This is a genomic window from Parasedimentitalea psychrophila, assembly GCF_030285785.1.
Classification (GTDB): Bacteria; Pseudomonadota; Alphaproteobacteria; order Rhodobacterales; family Rhodobacteraceae; genus Parasedimentitalea; species Parasedimentitalea psychrophila.
The window spans coordinates 2,745,151-2,762,760 of sequence record NZ_CP127247.1 but is presented as its reverse complement, the minus strand read 5'-3'; the positions used below and the strand labels follow the sequence as shown (position 1 = coordinate 2,762,760).

Below are 17,610 nucleotides of genomic sequence, written 5' to 3'. Positions count from 1 at the left end.
GTGTCAGGTTGCCGTAGAGAGTCAGGCAACCTTGTCCAGATCAAAGGCATCATGCAATGCTTGGACCGCAAGTTCCATGTATTTCCGGTCAATCAGCACGGAAATTTTGATCTCGGAGGTGGTGATCACCTTGATGTTGATGCCCTCATCCGACAGCACTTTGAACATCTTTGCCGCAACACCCGATTGCGAGCGCATTCCGATACCCACCACCGAAATCTTGGCAACGTCCTTGTCGGCCACCAATTCGGCGTAGTTCAGATCGCCCGCGCCCTTGGTCTTCAACAGCGCCTGCTCGGCCCGGGCCACCTGATCGGTCGGGCATGAGAACGTCATGTCGGTGCGGCCATCTTCTGAGATGTTCTGCACGATCATATCGACGTTGACACCGCCCTCGGAGAGCGAATTGAAGATGATGGCGGCAATGCCGGGACGGTCGGCAACCGACAACAGGGTCAGCTTTGCTTCGTCGCGGGAATAGGCCACACCGGCCACTGCATTGGATTCCATGATTTCCTCCTCGGCGCAGACCAGCGTGCCCGCCTCATCACATTGTTCTTCAAAACTGCTCAACACACGCAGCTTCACCTTAAAGCGCATTGCCAGCTCGACGGATCGGGTCTGCAGCACTTTGGCACCCAGCGAGGCCAGTTCCAGCATCTCCTCATAGGAGATCTTGTCCAGTTTGCGCGCCTTGTCGCAGATACGCGGGTCGGTGGTATAGACCCCATCCACATCGGTATAGATGTCGCAGCGCACGGCGTCGAACGCGGCGGCAAAGGCCACCGCCGTGGTATCCGATCCGCCGCGGCCCAAAGTGGTGATCCGGCCTTCGGGGCTAATGCCCTGAAATCCCGCGACCACGGCGACCTTCATGCCCTCACCGAACTTCTGGTTGATGTTTTTGGTGCCGATCTCTTCGATCCGCGCCTGACTGTGGGCGCTGGTGGTCTGCAACGGCACTTGCCAGCCCTGCCAGCTGCGCGCCGGCACATCCATTTCCTGCAGCGTCAGCGCCATCAGGCCCGCGGTGACGGCCTCCCCCGAGGACACCACCGCGTCATATTCGCGGGCGTCAAACAGCGGCGAGGTCTCTTCGACCCAACCGACCATTTCATTGGTCTTGCCGGACATCGCCGAGACGATGACGATGACATCATAGCCCTTGGCCACTTCGACTCCGACGCGCTTGGCGGCCCGGCGAATGCGGTCCAGGTTGGCGACCGAGGTGCCGCCGAATTTCATCACAAGTACCGGCATGGGGACATTCTCCGGGCGCTGGCTGTTTTCGATCTCCCGCGTCATAAGCGAGCCATGGTGCAAGAGCAAGGTGCAAGAGCAAGAGCCGCCGCAGTGCCTCGGGTCCCCAACGCAGGCCGCCATCCCAGCATTCGACGGGTTTACAGCCCGGTGAGCCGGTGCGAAACTCCGCCTAAACCATATCTCTGAAAGGAATTTTCATGCGGTTTATTGCCCTGTTGGCCTGTGCGGCTTTGATGCCCCTGTCGGGATTTGCCGAAAGCGCCAAAATCGCTGGCACCGACGGCACCCGCTCCCTTAGTCACATTGATTGCGCCGCCAGGGACGGTCAGCCAAACTCCAGCTGCCCGGTTGAAATTCTGCCCAAGGACGATGGCTCAGTCACCCTGCGCGTGCTGCTTCCAGGTGGGCAAGTGCGGTATCTCTACGTGACCGACGGCAAAGTCACCGCCACAGACAGCACCGGCTCAATGGCGTCGAAGACTCTAGCCAATTCCACCATCGTGCACATCACACCGGCAGAACGTTTCGAAATCCCCAATAGCCTGATGACCGGCAAATAGCTGTGTAGGGTGCGTGCTTGCACGCACCACTGCCGCACGTCCATACGGGGGATTTCAGGCCCTCCAAAAGCGGATAGTGAACAGAACATAGACTGCCATCAGCTCCAGTCGGCCAATCAACATGGCCGATATCAGAATCCACTTGGCAGCGTCATTCAGCCCGGCGAAATTACCGGCGGGACCAATAATACTGCCCAGCCCCGGACCAATATTGGCGACAGCCGTAGCTGCGCCCGACACCGAGGTGGTGAAATCCAGCCCGGTCAGGGCCAGCCCCCAGGCCACAATTCCGATGGTGACAATGAAAAACACAAAGAAGGATATCACCGAGCTGAGAACATCCGGGCCCACAGCCCGCCCGGCATACCGCGGCGTGAACACGCCATGCGGGGATCGAATACGCTGGATCTGGGCTTTGATCGATGCAAACAGCAACTGATACCTGAATATCTTGATCGAACAGGCCGTCGAGCCGGCACAGCCTCCAATCAGCCCGGTAAAGAACAACACGGTGACCGGAAACCCACCCCATGTCATATAATTGGCGCTGGCATAGCCGGTGCCGGTCAACAGCGACACCGTGTTGAACAGGGTCTCGCGGAACCCGACCTCAGACTGGCTGATTTGGTTCATATTCCAGAGCGTCAGCAGCAGAACCAATACCATGCCGGTGGCAAAAAAACTGCGGATCTGACTGTCGTGCAACAGCGGCTGGGTATGGCCTGCCGTCAATTGCACAAAGCGCACAAAGGGCAGCGCCGCCAGCAGCATGAACACCACGGCAACATATTTGGTCTGATCGGAGAAGGCGGCAAACGAGGCATCGTAATTGGCAAAGCCACCGGTTGCCACAGTGGTCATCGCATGCACCACCGCATCAAACGCCTGCATCCCGGTGGCCGCATAGGCCAGCGCACAGATCGTAGTCAGGGTCACATAGATCACCGAAATCCGTGACGATATCTCGGTCGCCCGCGGTAGGATTTTGCCAAAGGTGTCAAAGCCTTCGGAGCGGAAAATCTGCATACCGCCGACCCGCAGTTCCGGCAGGAACACCATGGCGACAACAATGATACCAATGCCGCCCAGCCACTGCAGAATGCCCCGCCACAACAGGATTCCCCGTGGCAGATCGTCCAGCCCGGCAACAACCGTCGAGCCGGTGGTGGTCAAACCGGACATCGCCTCAAAAAAAGCATCCACAAAGCGCAACTCGGTGGCGCCCAGCACAAACGGCAAGGCGCCAAACAACGGCAATGCCAGCCACACCCCCGTGGTCAGTAAAAAGGTTTGCTGAATGGTCAGACCCTCGCGCACCCCATTGGCACAACTCAGCGCAATCAGCCCGCCCGTCAGCACCGTGAACACAGCACTTTGCAGAAAGACCGGCCATTCGCCCTGCCCGTCCCTGAGGTCAATCAGCAAGGGAAACAGCATGGTCACGCCCAAAATGGCGACCAGCAGGCCGATGACATATCCAACAGGGCGAAGATCTAACATGACGCGCAGGCTTGGCTTGCGGACCGTCCACTGTCAAGCCAAAGGGAGTGTTCCCGACAGATCTCGCCCCCGATTGGTGCAGTCAAACACAGGCCTGGACACCGCAAACCTCCCGCCCCTTGCATCGGTCATCGGCCTATGCCGATCCCCTTGCCGGGTTGGGCGTGGCGCCGCGCATAGCGCGGCGCCACGCCCAACGGGAGACGGGCTTCCGAAAGGAGACCGGTGACGGGCGGGAGTTGTTGGGTTGCGGATATGGACAAGCCGCAGTGGCTCAGATCAGTGACCGGAGCCTCCACATTACCACATTCAACCTCGGTGGATCAGCGATGAGAACAACTGTGGATCAAGACTGCGGGACACAAAACTGGGGCCGCTGGTCAGTACACTTACGGCGTCATGGCTGTGCAGGCTTTCCTGATGGCTGGCCAGCACTCGAAAGTCGCCAATGCGCGGGTCACTTTGCAGGGCTTCGCAGAACAGTCGCGCAGCATCTTCAACAAAAATCGGATTGGCGGCGTTGAGCTCGGCAAAGGCCTGTTCATCCTCGCGCTTGACCATCACCTGCGTTTCTGTTGGCACCGCCCGGCGACAATGGTCGATGAGATCCTCAAACCAAAGACAGTCCCCATCCGGCTTTACCTGCACCGACAGCCGTGCCACCGACCGCTGGGAATGTGGTGTCGCCAATTGACCTCGGGTTGAGCGGGCGTGTTCGCTGAGCTCCAGCGAGCAGGGGCAGGTGGAGGAATAGACATAATCTAGGTGGATAATCTTTTCGCGCAGGCCATCGTGATCAACCAGCTCGAGCGTGATATCGTAATATTGATAGCCGGACAGACCCGAGCGCAGACTGCTCACCCGTGCCGGAAACGAGAACCGCATCTGGATGCGCGCATCCGGGCTGTCGAGGTCGACCAGGTAATCATCCAGTGCCGCCGCCATCACCTCAAAACTAAATGTTCTGTCCGCGTGCTTATAAAAGCTGCGCATGATCCGGGACATATTGATGCCCTTTTTCTCGCCCTCCAGGCTCACGGTCCCGGTGATCGAGGTTTCCAACGTCAGATCACTACCGTCGCGGGTATGGAACCGGATCGGCAACCGGAAATTGGAGATGCCCACATGTTGGATCTGCTGCCGGGCGCCGCGGATCAGGCTGGCCGGCCCGTTCTGCAGGTCGGGCAAGGTCGCGCGGTACGCCTCGTCAGATTTGAAATCCTCAGGGTAATGGCGGCACAGGTCGGGATAGTTGCCCATCTCGCGCCCCGGCAGCAACCGTGCCACTGCCGGATCCAGCTGGGCAATCTCGATGGAGGTGGCGCTTGCAGCCCAGCGTCGCAACAGCTCAAGGGCCTCAGAGGCGGCGTCACGGTCTGGTGTGTCGCGGTCCGGTGCGTCACGGTCTGGTGTATTGTCCGTTTCACCCGAGTGGATATTCATCAGCACATATTCCTTCGTGGCGGCAGGTGCGGGGGCGCAACTAGAGTGTTATGTACCCCTTTAGTCAAGAAAACACAAAACAGATGCGTCAATTGCGGCAGCTGCGGCATCAAATCAGCCGCCCATCTGGTCTGCCGGGGAAAAAGGGGGCTGTCTGCCCCCTCTTGTCCTGATGGACAATTCACCCCCGAGGATATTTTTGACCAGGTGAAGCCGCTGTCATTATTGGGCAACCTCAAGCGCCTGCAGCAAATCCGCAATCAAATCATCTGCATCCTCAAGCCCGACCGAGAACCGCACCAGTCCCGGTGTAATGCCCAAGTCTTCTTTTTGAGCCTCTGGCAGCCGCTGATGGGTGGTGGTTGCCGGGTGGGTGGCAATGGATTTGGCGTCGCCAAGATTGTTCGAGATCACCGCGATGGTCAGCGCATTGAGGAATCTGAAGGCGGCCTCTTTGCCCTGCTTCAAATCCAGCGACAAAACGGTGCCGCCTTTGCCGCCCAACTGGCGTTGCACCAGAGCGTGCTGCGCATGTCCCGGCAGCCCCGGATAGATGGTGCGGGCCAATGCCACGTGGCCCTCCAAAGCGGCGGCAATTTTCAGCGCGCTTTCGGCCTGAGCCTTGACCCGCAGTGTAATGGTTTCCAACCCCTTGAGCAGCACCCAGGCGTTGAACGGGCTAAGCGATCCGCCGGTGTGTTTCATATAGGGCTCAAGGGTGCCACGGATGAAGTCTTTGGTGCCCAGCACCACTCCCCCAAGGGCGCGACCCTGACCGTCGATATGTTTGGTGGCAGAATAGATCACCACATCAGCCCCCTGGGCAATGGCGTTGGAGAACACCGGGGTGGAGAACACATTATCGACCACCACGGTGGCTCCGACACCATGGGCGATCTCGGCCACCGCGGCGATGTCGATCACTTCCAGTGTTGGGTTCGACATGGATTCAAAGAACACCGCCTTGGTGTCAGGGCGCATGGCGGCGCGCCACTGGTCCAGATCGGTGCCATCCACCAAAGTGATCTCAACGCCAAACTCGGCCAGAATGTTTTCCAGGATATACAGGCAGGAGCCAAACAGCGCCCTGGCTGACACCACGTGATCCCCGGCCTTAAGCAGCGCGCACAGCGCCCCGTTGACCGCCGCCATGCCGGAGGCCGTGGCAAAGGCATCTTCGGCGCCTTCCAGGGCGGCAATACGGTCTTCGAACATGGCAACAGTCGGATTGCCGTAGCGGGCGTAAATGAACTCGTCCGGGCCTAACTCGATGAACCGCGCTTCGGCCTGTTCAGCCGTCTCATAGACGAACCCCTGCGTCAGGAAGATCGCCTCGCTGACCTCGTTGTACTGACTGCGGCGGGTGCCACCGTGCACCATTTTGGTGGCTTTGTTCCAGCTCTCGCTCATCACATGTCCTTCTGCGCCTGTTGCGCAATAAAAAACCCCAATCCGGCCAAGCGAAAAGGGGGTCCTTCACATCCTGACCTCTTTAGCGGGTATGTTTTACGTGGCCCCGCAATCCGGTAACAAATCGCGCACGGTCCGGGTGGCTGCCCTGACAATTTCTCTCTCTGGCGGCGGCGCAAACAAATGCGCTGTCCCAAAGGTGACACAGTGCAGGTTTCATCACGTGTTCAATCCGGCGACTATCGGTCCATTACCGGCAAAACACATCAAAAAGCAAGAGGCCGCCACAGGCTTGTACAGGCTTACAGCCGTGCCCCCCACCCTTGCGTCCTGCGTCCAGTAGTACCGAGACAGCGGCAACACCCAATGGGGCTTTGAGAAAACCGGCGCGGTATAGTCAGCCCAACTCTAGTCGGGCCAAATCGGGCCAAATCGGGCCAAATCGGGCCAAATCGGGCCAAATCGGGTTTGACCAGGCGCGCTTGCCGGCGCGATCAATAACCACAATCCGGACCCAGGGGGATTCTTTCAAACGCTCACGCGAAAGCGTGACCTTTGTCATTGACGTCCCATGCAACGTCGCCATGGATGAACCCTGCCCCATCATGATGATGGTTGTCGCCGCGCTGCATTCAATTTCAACGCTGTCATCAGAAACACGAATGTCATCAATTTGCGGCCCTGTGCTGGCATAAAAATCACCGGCTTTTAGGGCTGCAAGTAACGCCTCAGGAGTGTTCTCGGTGGCCTTGACCATGACCCAACCGCCAAAATGATCCGGTGTATTGAAGTGGGAGTCGTCGGTCGCAATCAGATTGAGGCGTCGATCCGTATTCAACAATTGCTCAAGCGTCAGAAACCCCTCGCCGCGATCATTATCCACAATGCAGCCGTAGTTATAAACTTCAACCGCATGGGCGGCGTCAATCGATAGGGCATCACCAAGGGTCATCCCCGACCAATGCGGATGGGCAATTGCGACAAACGCGCCGGCAGCGCGCGCCCGTTTGGCCAGCGACGCACCGGTTTCGGAGCCTTCGATTGCCTTGAAATGCGGCGCATCCGGCGGGGTGAAGTCCAACGGCAAGCCCACCGCCACAATATGCCAGAGATTACCGTTTTCCATTGACCCGGTGTGGAGTTCCGCCCCGAACAAAGTGGTGAAATCTTTGTTGCGACAGTTGGTGGTGTCGGTGATCGGGTAGTCAAACAATCCAACAAAATGGTCCGTCATCGCGATAAAATCATAACCTTCGGCCTGATAACGGCGACACACCTCGGCGGGCTCAAGCGCACCATCGGATTTTGTTGAATGGGCGTGGAGGTTTCCACGAAAAAAACGGCCTGGGGCGGCGAAGAAACTGGTAGGCATTGCATCGTCCAGACGAATAATTTTTGATTATCCATTATCGATAGTGCCAATTGAAACAATCAATGCAAGCCCCGAATGACCAAAGGCGGAATGAGTGATAATAAATATTGGTGGTGGTGTCATCGGGCTTTCATTAGCTTTCAGGCTGTTGTCCGCCGGACAGGCCGTTACGGTGGTCGAGCGTGCGGCTATTGGCCAGGGGGCCAGCTGGGCTGCAGCCGGCTATTTGGAGCCGACGCTGACCAAGTCAGAGACCGCGCAGGTTGAATGGAAATCGCTGCAGGACTGGCCACAATTCGTGAAAGAGATCGAGGACTGTTCCGGGCTTGATGTGGATTTTCAGACCCGGGGCCAGTTGCGTATCGCCCATGCCGAAACCGAGCAGGCCGTGCGCTACGACCATGATGCCCGAATGGCGGCGGGCTGGCAGGTAGAAGGCCTGTCTGCGCCCCAATTGCGCGGGTTGGAACCTGCGTTGAGCGACAAAATCACCTGGGCCTCGCATCTGCCGCAGGTCAGTTGGGTCGATGACCGCAAGCTGTTCCATTCGCTGGGGCACGGGTCTGACGGCTATCTGCGGGCGCCGTATTATACCGAACAACTGGCGAATATGATCCTCAGCCCTACAGAATTTGGCTGAGGAATTTCTGCGTCCGTTCGTGTTCGGGATGATCAAAGAATACGGTTGGCTTGTTGCGTTCTACGATGTCGCCCTCGTCCATGAAAATCACCTCATCGGCGATGGTTTTGGCAAAGCCCATCTCATGGGTGACCACAACCATAGTCATGCCGGTCTCGGCCAGTTCAACCATCACGTCGAGCACCTCTTTGATCATTTCTGGATCAAGCGCCGAAGTTGGTTCGTCAAACAGCATGATTTTTGGGTTCATGCAAAGGAAGCGGGCAATCGCCACCCGCTGTTGTTGACCGCCCGACATTTGACCGGGGTATTTGTCGGCCTGTTCGGGGATCTTGACCCGCTCCAGATACATCATTGCGGTTTCAATCGCTTCGGCTTTGGGCATTTTGCGCACCCAGATCGGACCAAGGGTCAGGTTTTCAAGGATGGTGAGATGCGGGAACAGGTTGAAATTCTGGAACACCATGCCGACTTCGGTGCGGATGTGATCCAGGTTCTTCAAGTTTTTGCCCAGCTTGATCCCATCAACGATGATGTCGCCTTCCTGATGGTCTTCCAGTGCATTGATGCAGCGGATCAGGGTGGATTTCCCCGACCCCGAAGGTCCGCAAATCACAAAACGCTCGCCTTTGTGTACCACCAGATCAATGTCTTTCAACACATGGAAACTGCCATACCATTTGTTCATCTTATTGACGTCGATCATCACCTCGGAGGAGGCAGCAAACGCCAGTTGGCCGTTGATTTGTGTGTCGCTCATAAATCTATTCCTTCACTCAATGCTTTTCGCCAGCGGACAGTTTCACTTCGAGATGCCGGCTGTATTTGGACATTGAGAAGCAGATGATAAAAAACAGGACGGCGCCAAAGATCAGCGGTTCTTTATGCAGGCCAAGCCAGGGCACATCCTTGGAGATTGACCGCAACATGCCCAGCAGGTCGAACAGTCCGATGATCGACACCAGCGTGGTGTCTTTCAGCAGGCCAATCAGATTGCCAACAATGTTCGGGATCATGTGTTTCAGCGCCTGAGGCATGATGATCAGCCCCATGGTTCCCCAATAGCCAAGACCGATGGTATGCGCGCCCTCAAACTGTCCCTTGGGGATGGCTTGCAGGCCGGCCCGTACGATTTCAGCCATGTAACAGGCGTTGAACAGGATCACCGCGATGATCACCTGCGTCAGCTTGTTCAGAACAAAGCCTTCGGGCATGAACAACGGGAACATGGTGGTGGCCATGAACAACACGGTGATCAGCGGCACCGACCGGAACACTTCGATAAAGCCGGTGGACAGCACCCGCACCACCGGCAGTTCACTGCGCCGCCCCAGTGCCAGCAATATCCCACCCGGAAGCGACGAAGCGATGCCGATACCGGAAATCACCAGGGTCAGGAACAAGCCGCCCCATTTGGTCCAGGAGATCACTTCAAGTGCCCAGGTTGACAGCCAGAGATAGGCCGGCACAAACAGCGCCGCCACCAGTGCCAACAGCAGATTACGCTGGGTTTTGTCCGCCGCTTTGGATTTGCCGAAAACCTCAAGAACAAAGCTGTTCAGCCCCATGTCCTTGCACAGCCCAACCAGCATATTTGCCATGATGAGAGCAAAAGACACTATCGCGCCGCTGGCCATGATCTGCGTAAGCATGCCCATTTCGCCACCAGAGAACATATAGCCAGCCAGGAACGGATAGAACACCACCACCGTGGCCCCGACCAGCACTTTGCCCCGGACACGCGGCAGCCACATCGGCAGCATCCACAGCACCAGGAGCAGGCCACCAGCATTTATCCGCCAGATTTGGTCGCGCGGATAACGGCCGTAAAAGATGTTATCCAGCCAGTCGATAACACCCGCCCAACAGGCCCCTGTCAGGCTTTTGTCATAACATTCGCGCCGGTTCTCGGCGATAAAGGTGGCGTCAAACAGACCCCAGACCAGAATGCCTTTGACGGCCAGATAAATGATGAACAGCATGAAAATGGTCAGCAGCGTATTGAACACCGAACTGAACAGATTGCGCTGCAGCCAACCGACCACCGATGTTTCTGAAATCGGCGCCGGACGGTCGGGAGATCTTTGTGTGTTTACAATGGCCATGATTAGCGCTCCACCAACTGGACACGTTTATTATAGATGTTCAGGAAAAACGAAATTGTCAGGCTGACCAACATATAGAACGCCATCGTCATGCCGACCATTTCAACCGCATAGCCGGCCTGGTTCAGCGCGGTTTGCATAAACAGCGACACCACATCCGGATAGCCGATAGCAATCGCCAAAGACGAGTTTTTCACCGTGTTCATCCAGTTTGAAATGAGCGGCGGCACAATCGCGGGCATCGCCTGCGGAATGATTACCAAACGCATCACCTTGCCCGGTTTCAGACCAATACCCATCCCGGCATCCTGCTGACCCCGGTTGACGGATAAAATCCCGGCGCGCACCGACTCGGCGATATGGGCGGCATGATAGATGCTAAGGGCAACCAGCAAGGCCAGGAACGACGGCGGCACCGAGGTATCTCCGACAAAATTGAACCCCTTCAGCATCGGAACATCCCAAGCCAAGGGCTGTCCGGTCAGATAATAGACCACCAGTGGCAGGCCGATAATTGCCGCCAGTGACGGCAGCAGTGTTTTGGTCTGTTGGCCAGTGGAGTCCTGAATTTTCCGGGCACGGCGGCGGTAAAGAACGGCACCAATGACAGCGCCAACAAAGGTCACCGAGGTCATCCAGAACAGATCTCCCGGGATCGGCGTTGACAGATAAAACCCGCGATTGTTCAGGATCAGGTTGCCGGTGCCAAACAAGAGATCCAGCGATTTCTTGACCACGGGCAGCAGGCTAAACACGCCAATATACCAAAAGACAATCTGGATCAGCAGCGGAACATTACGGAATATCTCGACATAGGCCAGTGCGACTTTGGCCACCAGCCAGTTGTGTGACAGGCGCATAACGCCGACAAAAAATCCAAGAACAGTGCTGAAAATGATCGCCATAAACGACACCAGCAAGGTGTTCAGAATACCGATCAGGAAAATCTGACCATAGGTGCCAATGCCCGGCGTATAGTCGATCAGTTTGAAATCAGTATCAAACCCAGCCGAGGAATCGATGAAGCCAAAGCCGGTGTTCATCCCCCGCACTTCAAGGTTATGGGCGGTGTTCGAAACCAGATACCAAGCCAGCCAGCCAGCCAGCCAGCCAGCCAACAATTGCGGCCGTCAGGATCTGGTAGAACCCAGATCGCACCCGCTTATCCTGGAAGAAATTGAATTCCTCCTTTGGTCGCACGCGCACTCCTCGAGTCTCGTCCGTCACATCCATCACCCCGCTGTTGTTGTTTTCGCTGAACTTTAGCGCCAGCTTAAAACGATGGTGCCGGGCCAATTCAGCCCGGCACCCAATTGGTTTAACGCATAGGAGGCGAATACATCAGGCCGCCATCGGTCCACAGTGCATTCAAAGAACCGGCCCGTTCGATGCCGATACCCTGTTCGCCACCGCCCATATAGGCTTCATAGATTTCGCCGTAGTTGCCGACGTTCTTGATGATGTTGTAGGCCCAGTCTTTGTCCAGACCCAGACCGTCGTGCAGGTTGCCCTCAGCCCCCAACATGCGCAGCACGTTTGGATCTTTCGAGCTTGAACGCATGTCATCAACATTGGCCTTGGTGATGCCCAGCTCTTCGGCGTTGACCAGAGCAAAGATGCTCTACTGAACCACGTCACGCCATTGGCTGTCGCCATGACGCACAGCAGCGGCCAGCGGCTCTTTGGGCAGGGTCTCAGGCAGGATCATGTGATCGCCAGGCACCGGGAACGAAGCAATGTTGCCCGCCATCGACGATTTGTCGCCGGTCACCGCATCACAGCCACCGTTCAGATAGGTGTCATCGCGCACGTTGTAGTCTTCAAACGTGACGTTGCTGATGCCCAGATCGTTCGAGCGGCTAAAGTCGGTCAGGTTCAGCTCGGTGGTGGTGCCGGTGGTCACACAGACCTTGGCGCCGCCCAGTTCCATGGCGCTGGTGATGCCGCTGTCGGCACGCACGGTAAAGCCCTGACCGTCGTAAAAGTTGGGGGACAGAAAGTCGATGCCCAGCTGAGTGTCACAGGTCATGGTCCAGGTAGCGGTACGCGACAGCAGATCGCTTTCACCGTTGGCCAGCGCGGTAAAGCGCGCCTGAGAGCTGACCGACTGAATTTCGAGCGCAGCTTTGCTGCCAAAGACTGCCGAGGCGACGGCCTGACAAACCGCAACATCAAGACCGTACCAATTGCCATCGGAATCAAGGTTGTAATAGCCGGGCGATGGCGGCCCAACCTGGCAGCGCACATGGCCACGTTCTTTGACAATTTCCAGCGTGGTTTCAGCGGCGACCATTGTCGCGCCAGTGGTCGCAACAAAGGCCAGGGTTGTAATAGATGTAAATTTATTACAAAAATTCACATAATGCCCTCTCTTTAAATTTTTAGATAAACGGGCATTTTCAACTCTTATATCAATTTCAAGCTAGTAGAATCTTAATCACCCAGCAAAGAATTCATAAAAATCACGCATTTGGTCGGAACTGCATTCATTTCAATACTTTGATTGCGGCCGCTAATTGCGTGATCTCGCTGTCGGTATTAAAATAATGCGGCACAGCGCGCAGCAGAACGGGCAGCTTACGGGCTTGTGCATCCAATAAATTGCTGCACGGATCGGCGGCCCCGGTATTGATGCCCTTCGTGCGCAGGGCCGCAACGGTGCTTCGCGGCTGAAACAAGCCGACAGGGCAGTCTGGCGGACCGCAATGTGGAACGATTGAGGGCCTGCCCTCCGGCGCGTTATCCGCACATCCCCACGCTGCACCCAAACCCGGCTACACCCTTGAATTTAAAATCAAAAACAATCACTTAAGTAACTCACCCTTAGCATCTATGCGCGCATGTCACCGTAGAAATGGAGACATAAATGCACGATCAATCAATTTTCCCCAAACGCAATTCTTTCTCTGGTATTTTTCTGCTGACCACCACCGCCATCGGCGTTGCCAGCGCCGCCAACGCTCAGGAGATGATGACCGACCTCGGCGCCTTGGGCAGCGGCTTCTCCTCGAAAGCCCACGGCGTCAGCGCCGATGGCGCTGTGGTCGTGGGTCAAAGCGGATCATCCGTCGGCACCCGTGCGTTTCGCTGGGATGCGGCCAATGGTATGGTCGACCTTGGCACCTCGACCGGCGGCAGTTATTCGATAGCCGCCGGCGTCAGCGCCGATGGCTCTGTGATCGTGGCTCAAAGCCATTCAGGCGTCGGCTTGAATGCATTTCGCTGGGACGCGGGCAGCGGCATGGTCAGCCTCGGCACTTTGACTGGCGGCACCGTATCAAGGGCATTCGGCGTCAGTGCTGACGGGTATGTGACCGTCGGCTACGCCGATTCATTCGGCGACGACCGTGCCTTCACCTACCACAGCACAATGCTGGATCTGCTCAATTCCCAGATAGCGATTGGTCAAAGTGCGGCAGATCAGGCGGCAGCGGTTGGCATGCGCAACGCGGTGATGAATTTTAGCCTCAACCGCGAGCTGACAGTGAACCGCCCGGCCGCGACCACGGCGGATGGCCCCGCAACCCTGCCAATGGCGCTGAGGCTTGAGGCTTGAGGCTGGATTGGCGGATGTTTCCGGCACCGGCCAGCAGCACTTCGGCGGCATCACCGCTGCTCTGGGGCTCAGCGACAGCCTCACCCTTAACGGCTTTGTCTCCGGCCTGGGAGAGCTGCGCGGGCTCGACGGGCTTGACCTGAGCGGCGACCAAACCGCCATCGGTTTCAGCCTGCGGTCAAACAGTGCCGGCAACACCGGCCTGACCTGGCGTCTGGCCGTGGCGCGCTCTGGCGGCGATGCCGACATCAGCCGCTCCAGCGCCCTGGCCGACACCGAGTCCGGCAGCGGCAACGCCAGCCTTACCACCACCGCAGCGCGCGGCGAAATCGGCTATGGCTTTGATCAGGGCTTTGCGCTGCTCACCCCCTACCTGCGGGTCGAGAACGCCAGAACCACCCGCAGCGCCTATACCGAGAGTGGCAGCGTCAGCTTCCCGGCCAGCTTTGACGCCTATACATCAGAGGTGACCACCGCCACTTTGGGGTTCAACGGTGAGCTGCGGGCTTCAGCCAACACCAGCCTGCGCTTTGGCATCGGTGCCGCACACGACCTGAACCGCAGTGAAGATTCGGTGACCGGCACCAGCTTGATCCCCGGTCTGGCCAGCTTCAGCGTCGCCGCACCAACCGTGCTGAACCAAACCCGGGCCTTTGCCACGGCCGGGGTCAGCTATTTCCTGACCAATGGCGCCGAAATTGCCCTGGACGCCGAACTGGCCCAGTCCGCCTACCGGAAAGCCCCCACCGGCATCGCCAGCATCAGCTACGCGCTGCGCTTCTAAACGGCCCCCGCGGCGCGCCTTTGGTTTCCATAGGCGCGCCGCAGATGGCATTCCTGACATCGGCAGTACGCATCGACAGTCCCTGCAGGACTCCTTTGTTGGATGTCGTCAACAACTCCTTTGGGCCACAAGTTCATGATCCAGGGCTGAGGTTCAGGTATCTCCACCAACAGGTGATGCCCTGCAGCACCTTGGCTGTTTCCTGCTTACGTTCCTCTGCACAGCTTGGCCTCCTGCACAGGCATGCTAAATGACTTACACATCCCCGCGGCCTATCTTCTGGTCCTATGCGCAAAGAGGTAATCTCGATGAAGATGTTGGTCTACACTGCGGCCTTCGCCGCATTTTGTGCTACTTTGCTGTCCGGAGCCGCCTGGGCAGACAGTGGCAACTCCAAGGGAAAACACAAATTCAAAGTCACCCGGCAAGCCCCTGCGCACCTGCCGGAAACCCGCTACGGATCTCCGGTTAGGAACTGTCCACCCGGACTGGCCAAGAAATCGCCGCGCTGCATCCCTCCCGGGCAAGTCAGAAAGCGCTACAACACAGGCGACCGGATTCTGAACGAGTACATCCTTGTCGACACGCCTGGCCGGTGGGGATTGAGGTCGGACGGCTACTACCTCCGTGCTGGCAATTACATTTATGAGGTCAGCCGCGACACCCACAAGGTTCTGAATCTGATCGGGGCGGTCGCCGACATCTTGAACTAGATTGGCCTGGCGCTACGGCACAAACTCTTGATCCGCCCTCGCCTACTATGGCTCCCTAATTGGATTTCTGGCTTCGATAATCGCGCATCCGCGCGGCTTTCAATTCCTTCCGTGAAGATCGAAGAACCCAGCCAGGTCATCACCTTTGCGGTACAAGGCTTTGAGGGAATGAACATAGACCATGTGATCCTTGGACCCCAAGCCATAATCCAGCTCGATAAGCATTGTCGCCCGCTCAGGCCGTTTCGATGGCCAATTTGGTGTCCGCTTCAATATGCGCAATGGCCGCACCACCGAGAGTTGAGATATTGGCGATGCCTTGGACCTTTTGCTCGATCATGGTCACGGGTCTTCCCCTTGCCTACAAATTTGAACTACCGATTGCCCCGGCCCTTTGGACCATCGGCTTTTTGTCAGCCGCCTGAGGCCGGCTAAAAACTGTCGTCTTGGTGATTTTTCGGGATTGGCACCGTGCCCTTGAGCACGCGGGCGGCAAAAATCTGGGTCTGCACATGCCCCGCAGATGCCGCGCCTAGGTCGATCACCGCTTGTGTATCCATTGAGACGACCACGATGTCCTTGGCAATCTAGGCGAAGCCAGTCAAGGCATGGGTTTCTGGGTCAATCTGGGCAGCTCGGATAAGGGGAATTTTGGTGACGCGGAACAGGGCGTTGCTGGTATTGCGCCAGTCAAACAGAACGCAAGCGCCATCCGTCGAGCCGGTAATCGGCTCAAACTCGACTTCCCCCGGTAGGCCGCCGCGCCCTTGAAGCCCCAGTAATTGCGAGGTGTGAAGTCCTGCCGAACCGGGGCCATCTGCAGCACTATGGCGCTCAAGCTGTCGACCTGCCCGTTCAGTTGTTCGCTGGTGCGCATCTTGATGGCAATTTCAGAGATATCCTGATGGCTGGGCAATGCCCCGACCCTGAAGGACCGGATAGCCGTCAGATATAGAGATATAGAAAGGCAGGATCGACGGTTCTGCCAGCGGTCGCCGATGCACTGCGGATCTTACCCAAGCATTGCGGAAAGGAAATGTCGATGGAAGCTGACGCAACCCGGTCCCGCGTGTAGCGGACAGTTTCCACATCCGTCATCAAATGGACTCTCTCACTGTCTTCGGCCACATCGTCGGGATACAGATCCATAACCTGCTCACCACTGCGCCAAGCTCTCACCATCGGCGACAGGTCCGAAATGTTCGCCTCAGCATAGATTTTATTGCGCGCGTGGCGCAACAGGCTGACAAGACAAGTCAGTGTTATCAGCTGCCCAATTCATCACCGGAGCGCCCTCTTCGAGGTCGTCGGGAAGCGAGATTTCAAAAGCGGCCGGCTGAAATTCCAGCCCCCGGTGAACAATCAGATTGCGACCCGGCACCAGCCGCTCAAGCTGTGCCCCGTCGGGGTGACTTAGTGAGATAAGCGGCAGCAGAACCTCATCACTCTCTTGCGCATTGCTCTCCCGGATATAGCGCTGGTTTTCGGCTTCTGCCTGAGGCAGGCCCATCGCAATCAAGTCCGGCAGCAACCCCAGAAGCCGCTCGCTCCAATTGCGCAACCACCCGGTCATATTGCTGCGCCTCGCGGGTCAAAGCGTCAATTCTGACCCTGTCGCTGTACCCGTCCAGTGACGGACTCGGTCAACCTGTCCAGTTCAGACGTGCGCATAGCCATCACGGCCAACGTGGTGGTGACCACCGCCAGGGCCAACCCAACCGGCCCGCCAAAGAATGCCATAACGCCAACTAGGCTACGCAGAGTTGGCGCTGTTATCCTCGCAGCAACGGACAGGAGTTTTTGCGCTGCAGTCAACGCTTTGGTGGACGCAGTGCGCGAAGATGATTGCTGGGCGCGGGAAATTGCCAGCACTTATGAAGTTGATCATGTGCGAGGGTTCCAGAGGTGCCCACTTCGAAAGTGCATCAACAACACCTGCGACACGGGGCAATTCAACCGAGGGAACTGTGATCGCCACCCCCATGGTTTCGTGAATTGCGCGCACCAGAAAAGCGTGACGATCAGCGTGGCCGACGTTGGAATTGCCTTGCAGCATGGTGCCTATTCCGATCCGCACATAAAGCCGGTGTTTCTGCTCGGTCACATCGGTAAATACGGGCACATCAGGCGCGGTACCGTGTTCCTCTTCGGCAACGTCGCCTTCGCTTAACGCCGCGACCAACTGCGCCTACAGGGCTTCGGTCAGCGGCCCAATATGCGATACTGTCATTTAATATTTCTCTCTCTGCCACGCCCAAGGCTGG

At 57.3% G+C, this 17,610-nt stretch carries 20 protein-coding genes and 1 riboswitch; of the genes, 6 read left to right on the top strand and 14 right to left on the bottom strand.

Annotated elements, in window-relative coordinates; genetic code table 11:
• Positions 1-21 precede the first annotated feature (21 nt).
• The gene (locus QPJ95_RS13470; RefSeq protein ID WP_270920536.1) at positions 22-1,260 is read right to left on the bottom strand and encodes an aspartate kinase; all 1,239 of its coding nucleotides are present in this window, start codon (positions 1,258-1,260) and stop codon (positions 22-24) included.
• A gap of 200 nt (positions 1,261-1,460) precedes the next feature.
• Here QPJ95_RS13470 and QPJ95_RS13465 point away from each other — a divergent pair, with 200 nt between their 5' ends.
• Positions 1,461-1,823 (top strand): hypothetical protein, encoded by a 363-nt coding sequence (locus QPJ95_RS13465; RefSeq protein ID WP_270920537.1) that lies wholly within the window; start codon positions 1,461-1,463, stop codon positions 1,821-1,823.
• A 54-nt stretch (positions 1,824-1,877) separates the two neighbouring features.
• Here the strand turns inward: QPJ95_RS13465 and QPJ95_RS13460 are convergent, their stop codons facing one another.
• From QPJ95_RS13460 to QPJ95_RS13445, 4 genes are all read right to left on the bottom strand, one after another.
• The gene (locus QPJ95_RS13460) at positions 1,878-3,323 is read right to left on the bottom strand and encodes a TrkH family potassium uptake protein (protein WP_270920538.1); all 1,446 of its coding nucleotides are present in this window, start codon (positions 3,321-3,323) and stop codon (positions 1,878-1,880) included.
• Positions 3,324-3,632: 309 nt separating this feature from the next.
• A complete protein-coding gene (gene folE2, locus QPJ95_RS13455; RefSeq protein WP_270920539.1) occupies positions 3,633-4,766 on the bottom strand; it encodes a GTP cyclohydrolase FolE2 in 1,134 nt (377 codons plus the stop codon).
• A 222-nt stretch (positions 4,767-4,988) separates the two neighbouring features.
• On the bottom strand, positions 4,989-6,176 hold the full coding sequence (gene metZ, locus QPJ95_RS13450; RefSeq protein ID WP_270920540.1) for an O-succinylhomoserine sulfhydrylase: 1,188 nt from the start codon (positions 6,174-6,176) through the stop codon (positions 4,989-4,991).
• A gap of 61 nt (positions 6,177-6,237) precedes the next feature.
• Positions 6,238-6,318, bottom strand: a riboswitch (SAM riboswitch).
• A 255-nt stretch (positions 6,319-6,573) separates the two neighbouring features.
• Positions 6,574-7,548 (bottom strand): CehA/McbA family metallohydrolase, encoded by a 975-nt coding sequence (locus tag QPJ95_RS13445; protein WP_270920541.1) that lies wholly within the window; start codon positions 7,546-7,548, stop codon positions 6,574-6,576.
• A gap of 94 nt (positions 7,549-7,642) precedes the next feature.
• Between QPJ95_RS13445 and QPJ95_RS13440 the strand changes: the two genes are divergently transcribed.
• The gene (locus tag QPJ95_RS13440; RefSeq protein ID WP_270920542.1) at positions 7,643-8,188 is read left to right on the top strand and encodes an FAD-dependent oxidoreductase; all 546 of its coding nucleotides are present in this window, start codon (positions 7,643-7,645) and stop codon (positions 8,186-8,188) included.
• Here the strand turns inward: QPJ95_RS13440 and QPJ95_RS13435 are convergent.
• The 5 genes from QPJ95_RS13435 to QPJ95_RS13415 form a co-directional block, all read right to left on the bottom strand.
• Complete coding sequence (locus tag QPJ95_RS13435; protein WP_270920543.1) at positions 8,172-8,948, bottom strand: amino acid ABC transporter ATP-binding protein; 777 nt, start codon at positions 8,946-8,948, stop codon at positions 8,172-8,174. The two genes, QPJ95_RS13440 and QPJ95_RS13435, sit on opposite strands and share 17 nt — an antisense overlap.
• Before the next feature lie 16 nt (positions 8,949-8,964).
• Positions 8,965-10,293 carry an amino acid ABC transporter permease gene (locus QPJ95_RS13430; protein ID WP_270920544.1) on the bottom strand — a complete coding sequence of 443 codons (1,329 nt, stop codon included), beginning with the start codon at positions 10,291-10,293 and terminating at the stop codon, positions 8,965-8,967.
• A 2-nt stretch (positions 10,294-10,295) separates the two neighbouring features.
• On the bottom strand, positions 10,296-11,411 hold the full coding sequence (locus QPJ95_RS13425; RefSeq protein WP_270920545.1) for an amino acid ABC transporter permease: 1,116 nt from the start codon (positions 11,409-11,411) through the stop codon (positions 10,296-10,298).
• 200 nt (positions 11,412-11,611) lie between these two features.
• Positions 11,612-11,854: a hypothetical protein gene (locus QPJ95_RS13420; protein ID WP_270920546.1), complete on the bottom strand. Its 243-nt coding sequence runs from the start codon at positions 11,852-11,854 to the stop codon at positions 11,612-11,614.
• A 60-nt stretch (positions 11,855-11,914) separates the two neighbouring features.
• Positions 11,915-12,652: an amino acid ABC transporter substrate-binding protein gene (locus QPJ95_RS13415; protein ID WP_270920547.1), complete on the bottom strand. Its 738-nt coding sequence runs from the start codon at positions 12,650-12,652 to the stop codon at positions 11,915-11,917.
• Positions 12,653-13,159: 507 nt separating this feature from the next.
• Here QPJ95_RS13415 and QPJ95_RS13410 point away from each other — a divergent pair.
• The 3 genes from QPJ95_RS13410 (at position 13,160) to QPJ95_RS13400 (ending at position 15,346) form a co-directional block, all read left to right on the top strand.
• Positions 13,160-13,849, top strand: a complete 690-nt coding sequence (locus QPJ95_RS13410) for a hypothetical protein (RefSeq protein ID WP_270920548.1) — start codon at positions 13,160-13,162, stop codon at positions 13,847-13,849.
• Between the two features lie 7 nt (positions 13,850-13,856).
• On the top strand, positions 13,857-14,633 hold the full coding sequence (locus QPJ95_RS13405; protein ID WP_270920549.1) for an autotransporter outer membrane beta-barrel domain-containing protein: 777 nt from the start codon (positions 13,857-13,859) through the stop codon (positions 14,631-14,633).
• A gap of 308 nt (positions 14,634-14,941) precedes the next feature.
• Positions 14,942-15,346: a hypothetical protein gene (locus QPJ95_RS13400; protein ID WP_270920550.1), complete on the top strand. Its 405-nt coding sequence runs from the start codon at positions 14,942-14,944 to the stop codon at positions 15,344-15,346.
• A gap of 431 nt (positions 15,347-15,777) precedes the next feature.
• On the opposite strand, the gene QPJ95_RS13395 is transcribed toward QPJ95_RS13400, so the two are convergent.
• The 4 genes from QPJ95_RS13395 to QPJ95_RS13380 all read right to left on the bottom strand — a co-directional run bounded on the left by QPJ95_RS13395 (position 15,778) and on the right by QPJ95_RS13380 (position 16,919).
• Positions 15,778-15,906, bottom strand: coding sequence for a hypothetical protein (locus QPJ95_RS13395; protein WP_270920551.1), 129 nt, complete (start codon positions 15,904-15,906; stop codon positions 15,778-15,780).
• 41 nt (positions 15,907-15,947) lie between these two features.
• Complete coding sequence (locus QPJ95_RS13390) at positions 15,948-16,262, bottom strand: hypothetical protein (RefSeq protein ID WP_270920552.1); 315 nt, start codon at positions 16,260-16,262, stop codon at positions 15,948-15,950.
• A 29-nt stretch (positions 16,263-16,291) separates the two neighbouring features.
• A complete protein-coding gene (locus tag QPJ95_RS13385) occupies positions 16,292-16,495 on the bottom strand; it encodes a hypothetical protein (protein WP_270920553.1) in 204 nt (67 codons plus the stop codon).
• A gap of 70 nt (positions 16,496-16,565) precedes the next feature.
• Entirely contained in the window at positions 16,566-16,919 is a 354-nt protein-coding gene (locus tag QPJ95_RS13380; RefSeq protein ID WP_270920554.1) for a DUF1833 family protein, read from the bottom strand.
• Between the two features lie 258 nt (positions 16,920-17,177).
• Here QPJ95_RS13380 and QPJ95_RS13375 point away from each other — a divergent pair, with 258 nt between their 5' ends.
• Positions 17,178-17,516: a hypothetical protein gene (locus QPJ95_RS13375; RefSeq protein WP_270920555.1), complete on the top strand. Its 339-nt coding sequence runs from the start codon at positions 17,178-17,180 to the stop codon at positions 17,514-17,516.
• Positions 17,517-17,610 lie beyond the last annotated feature (94 nt).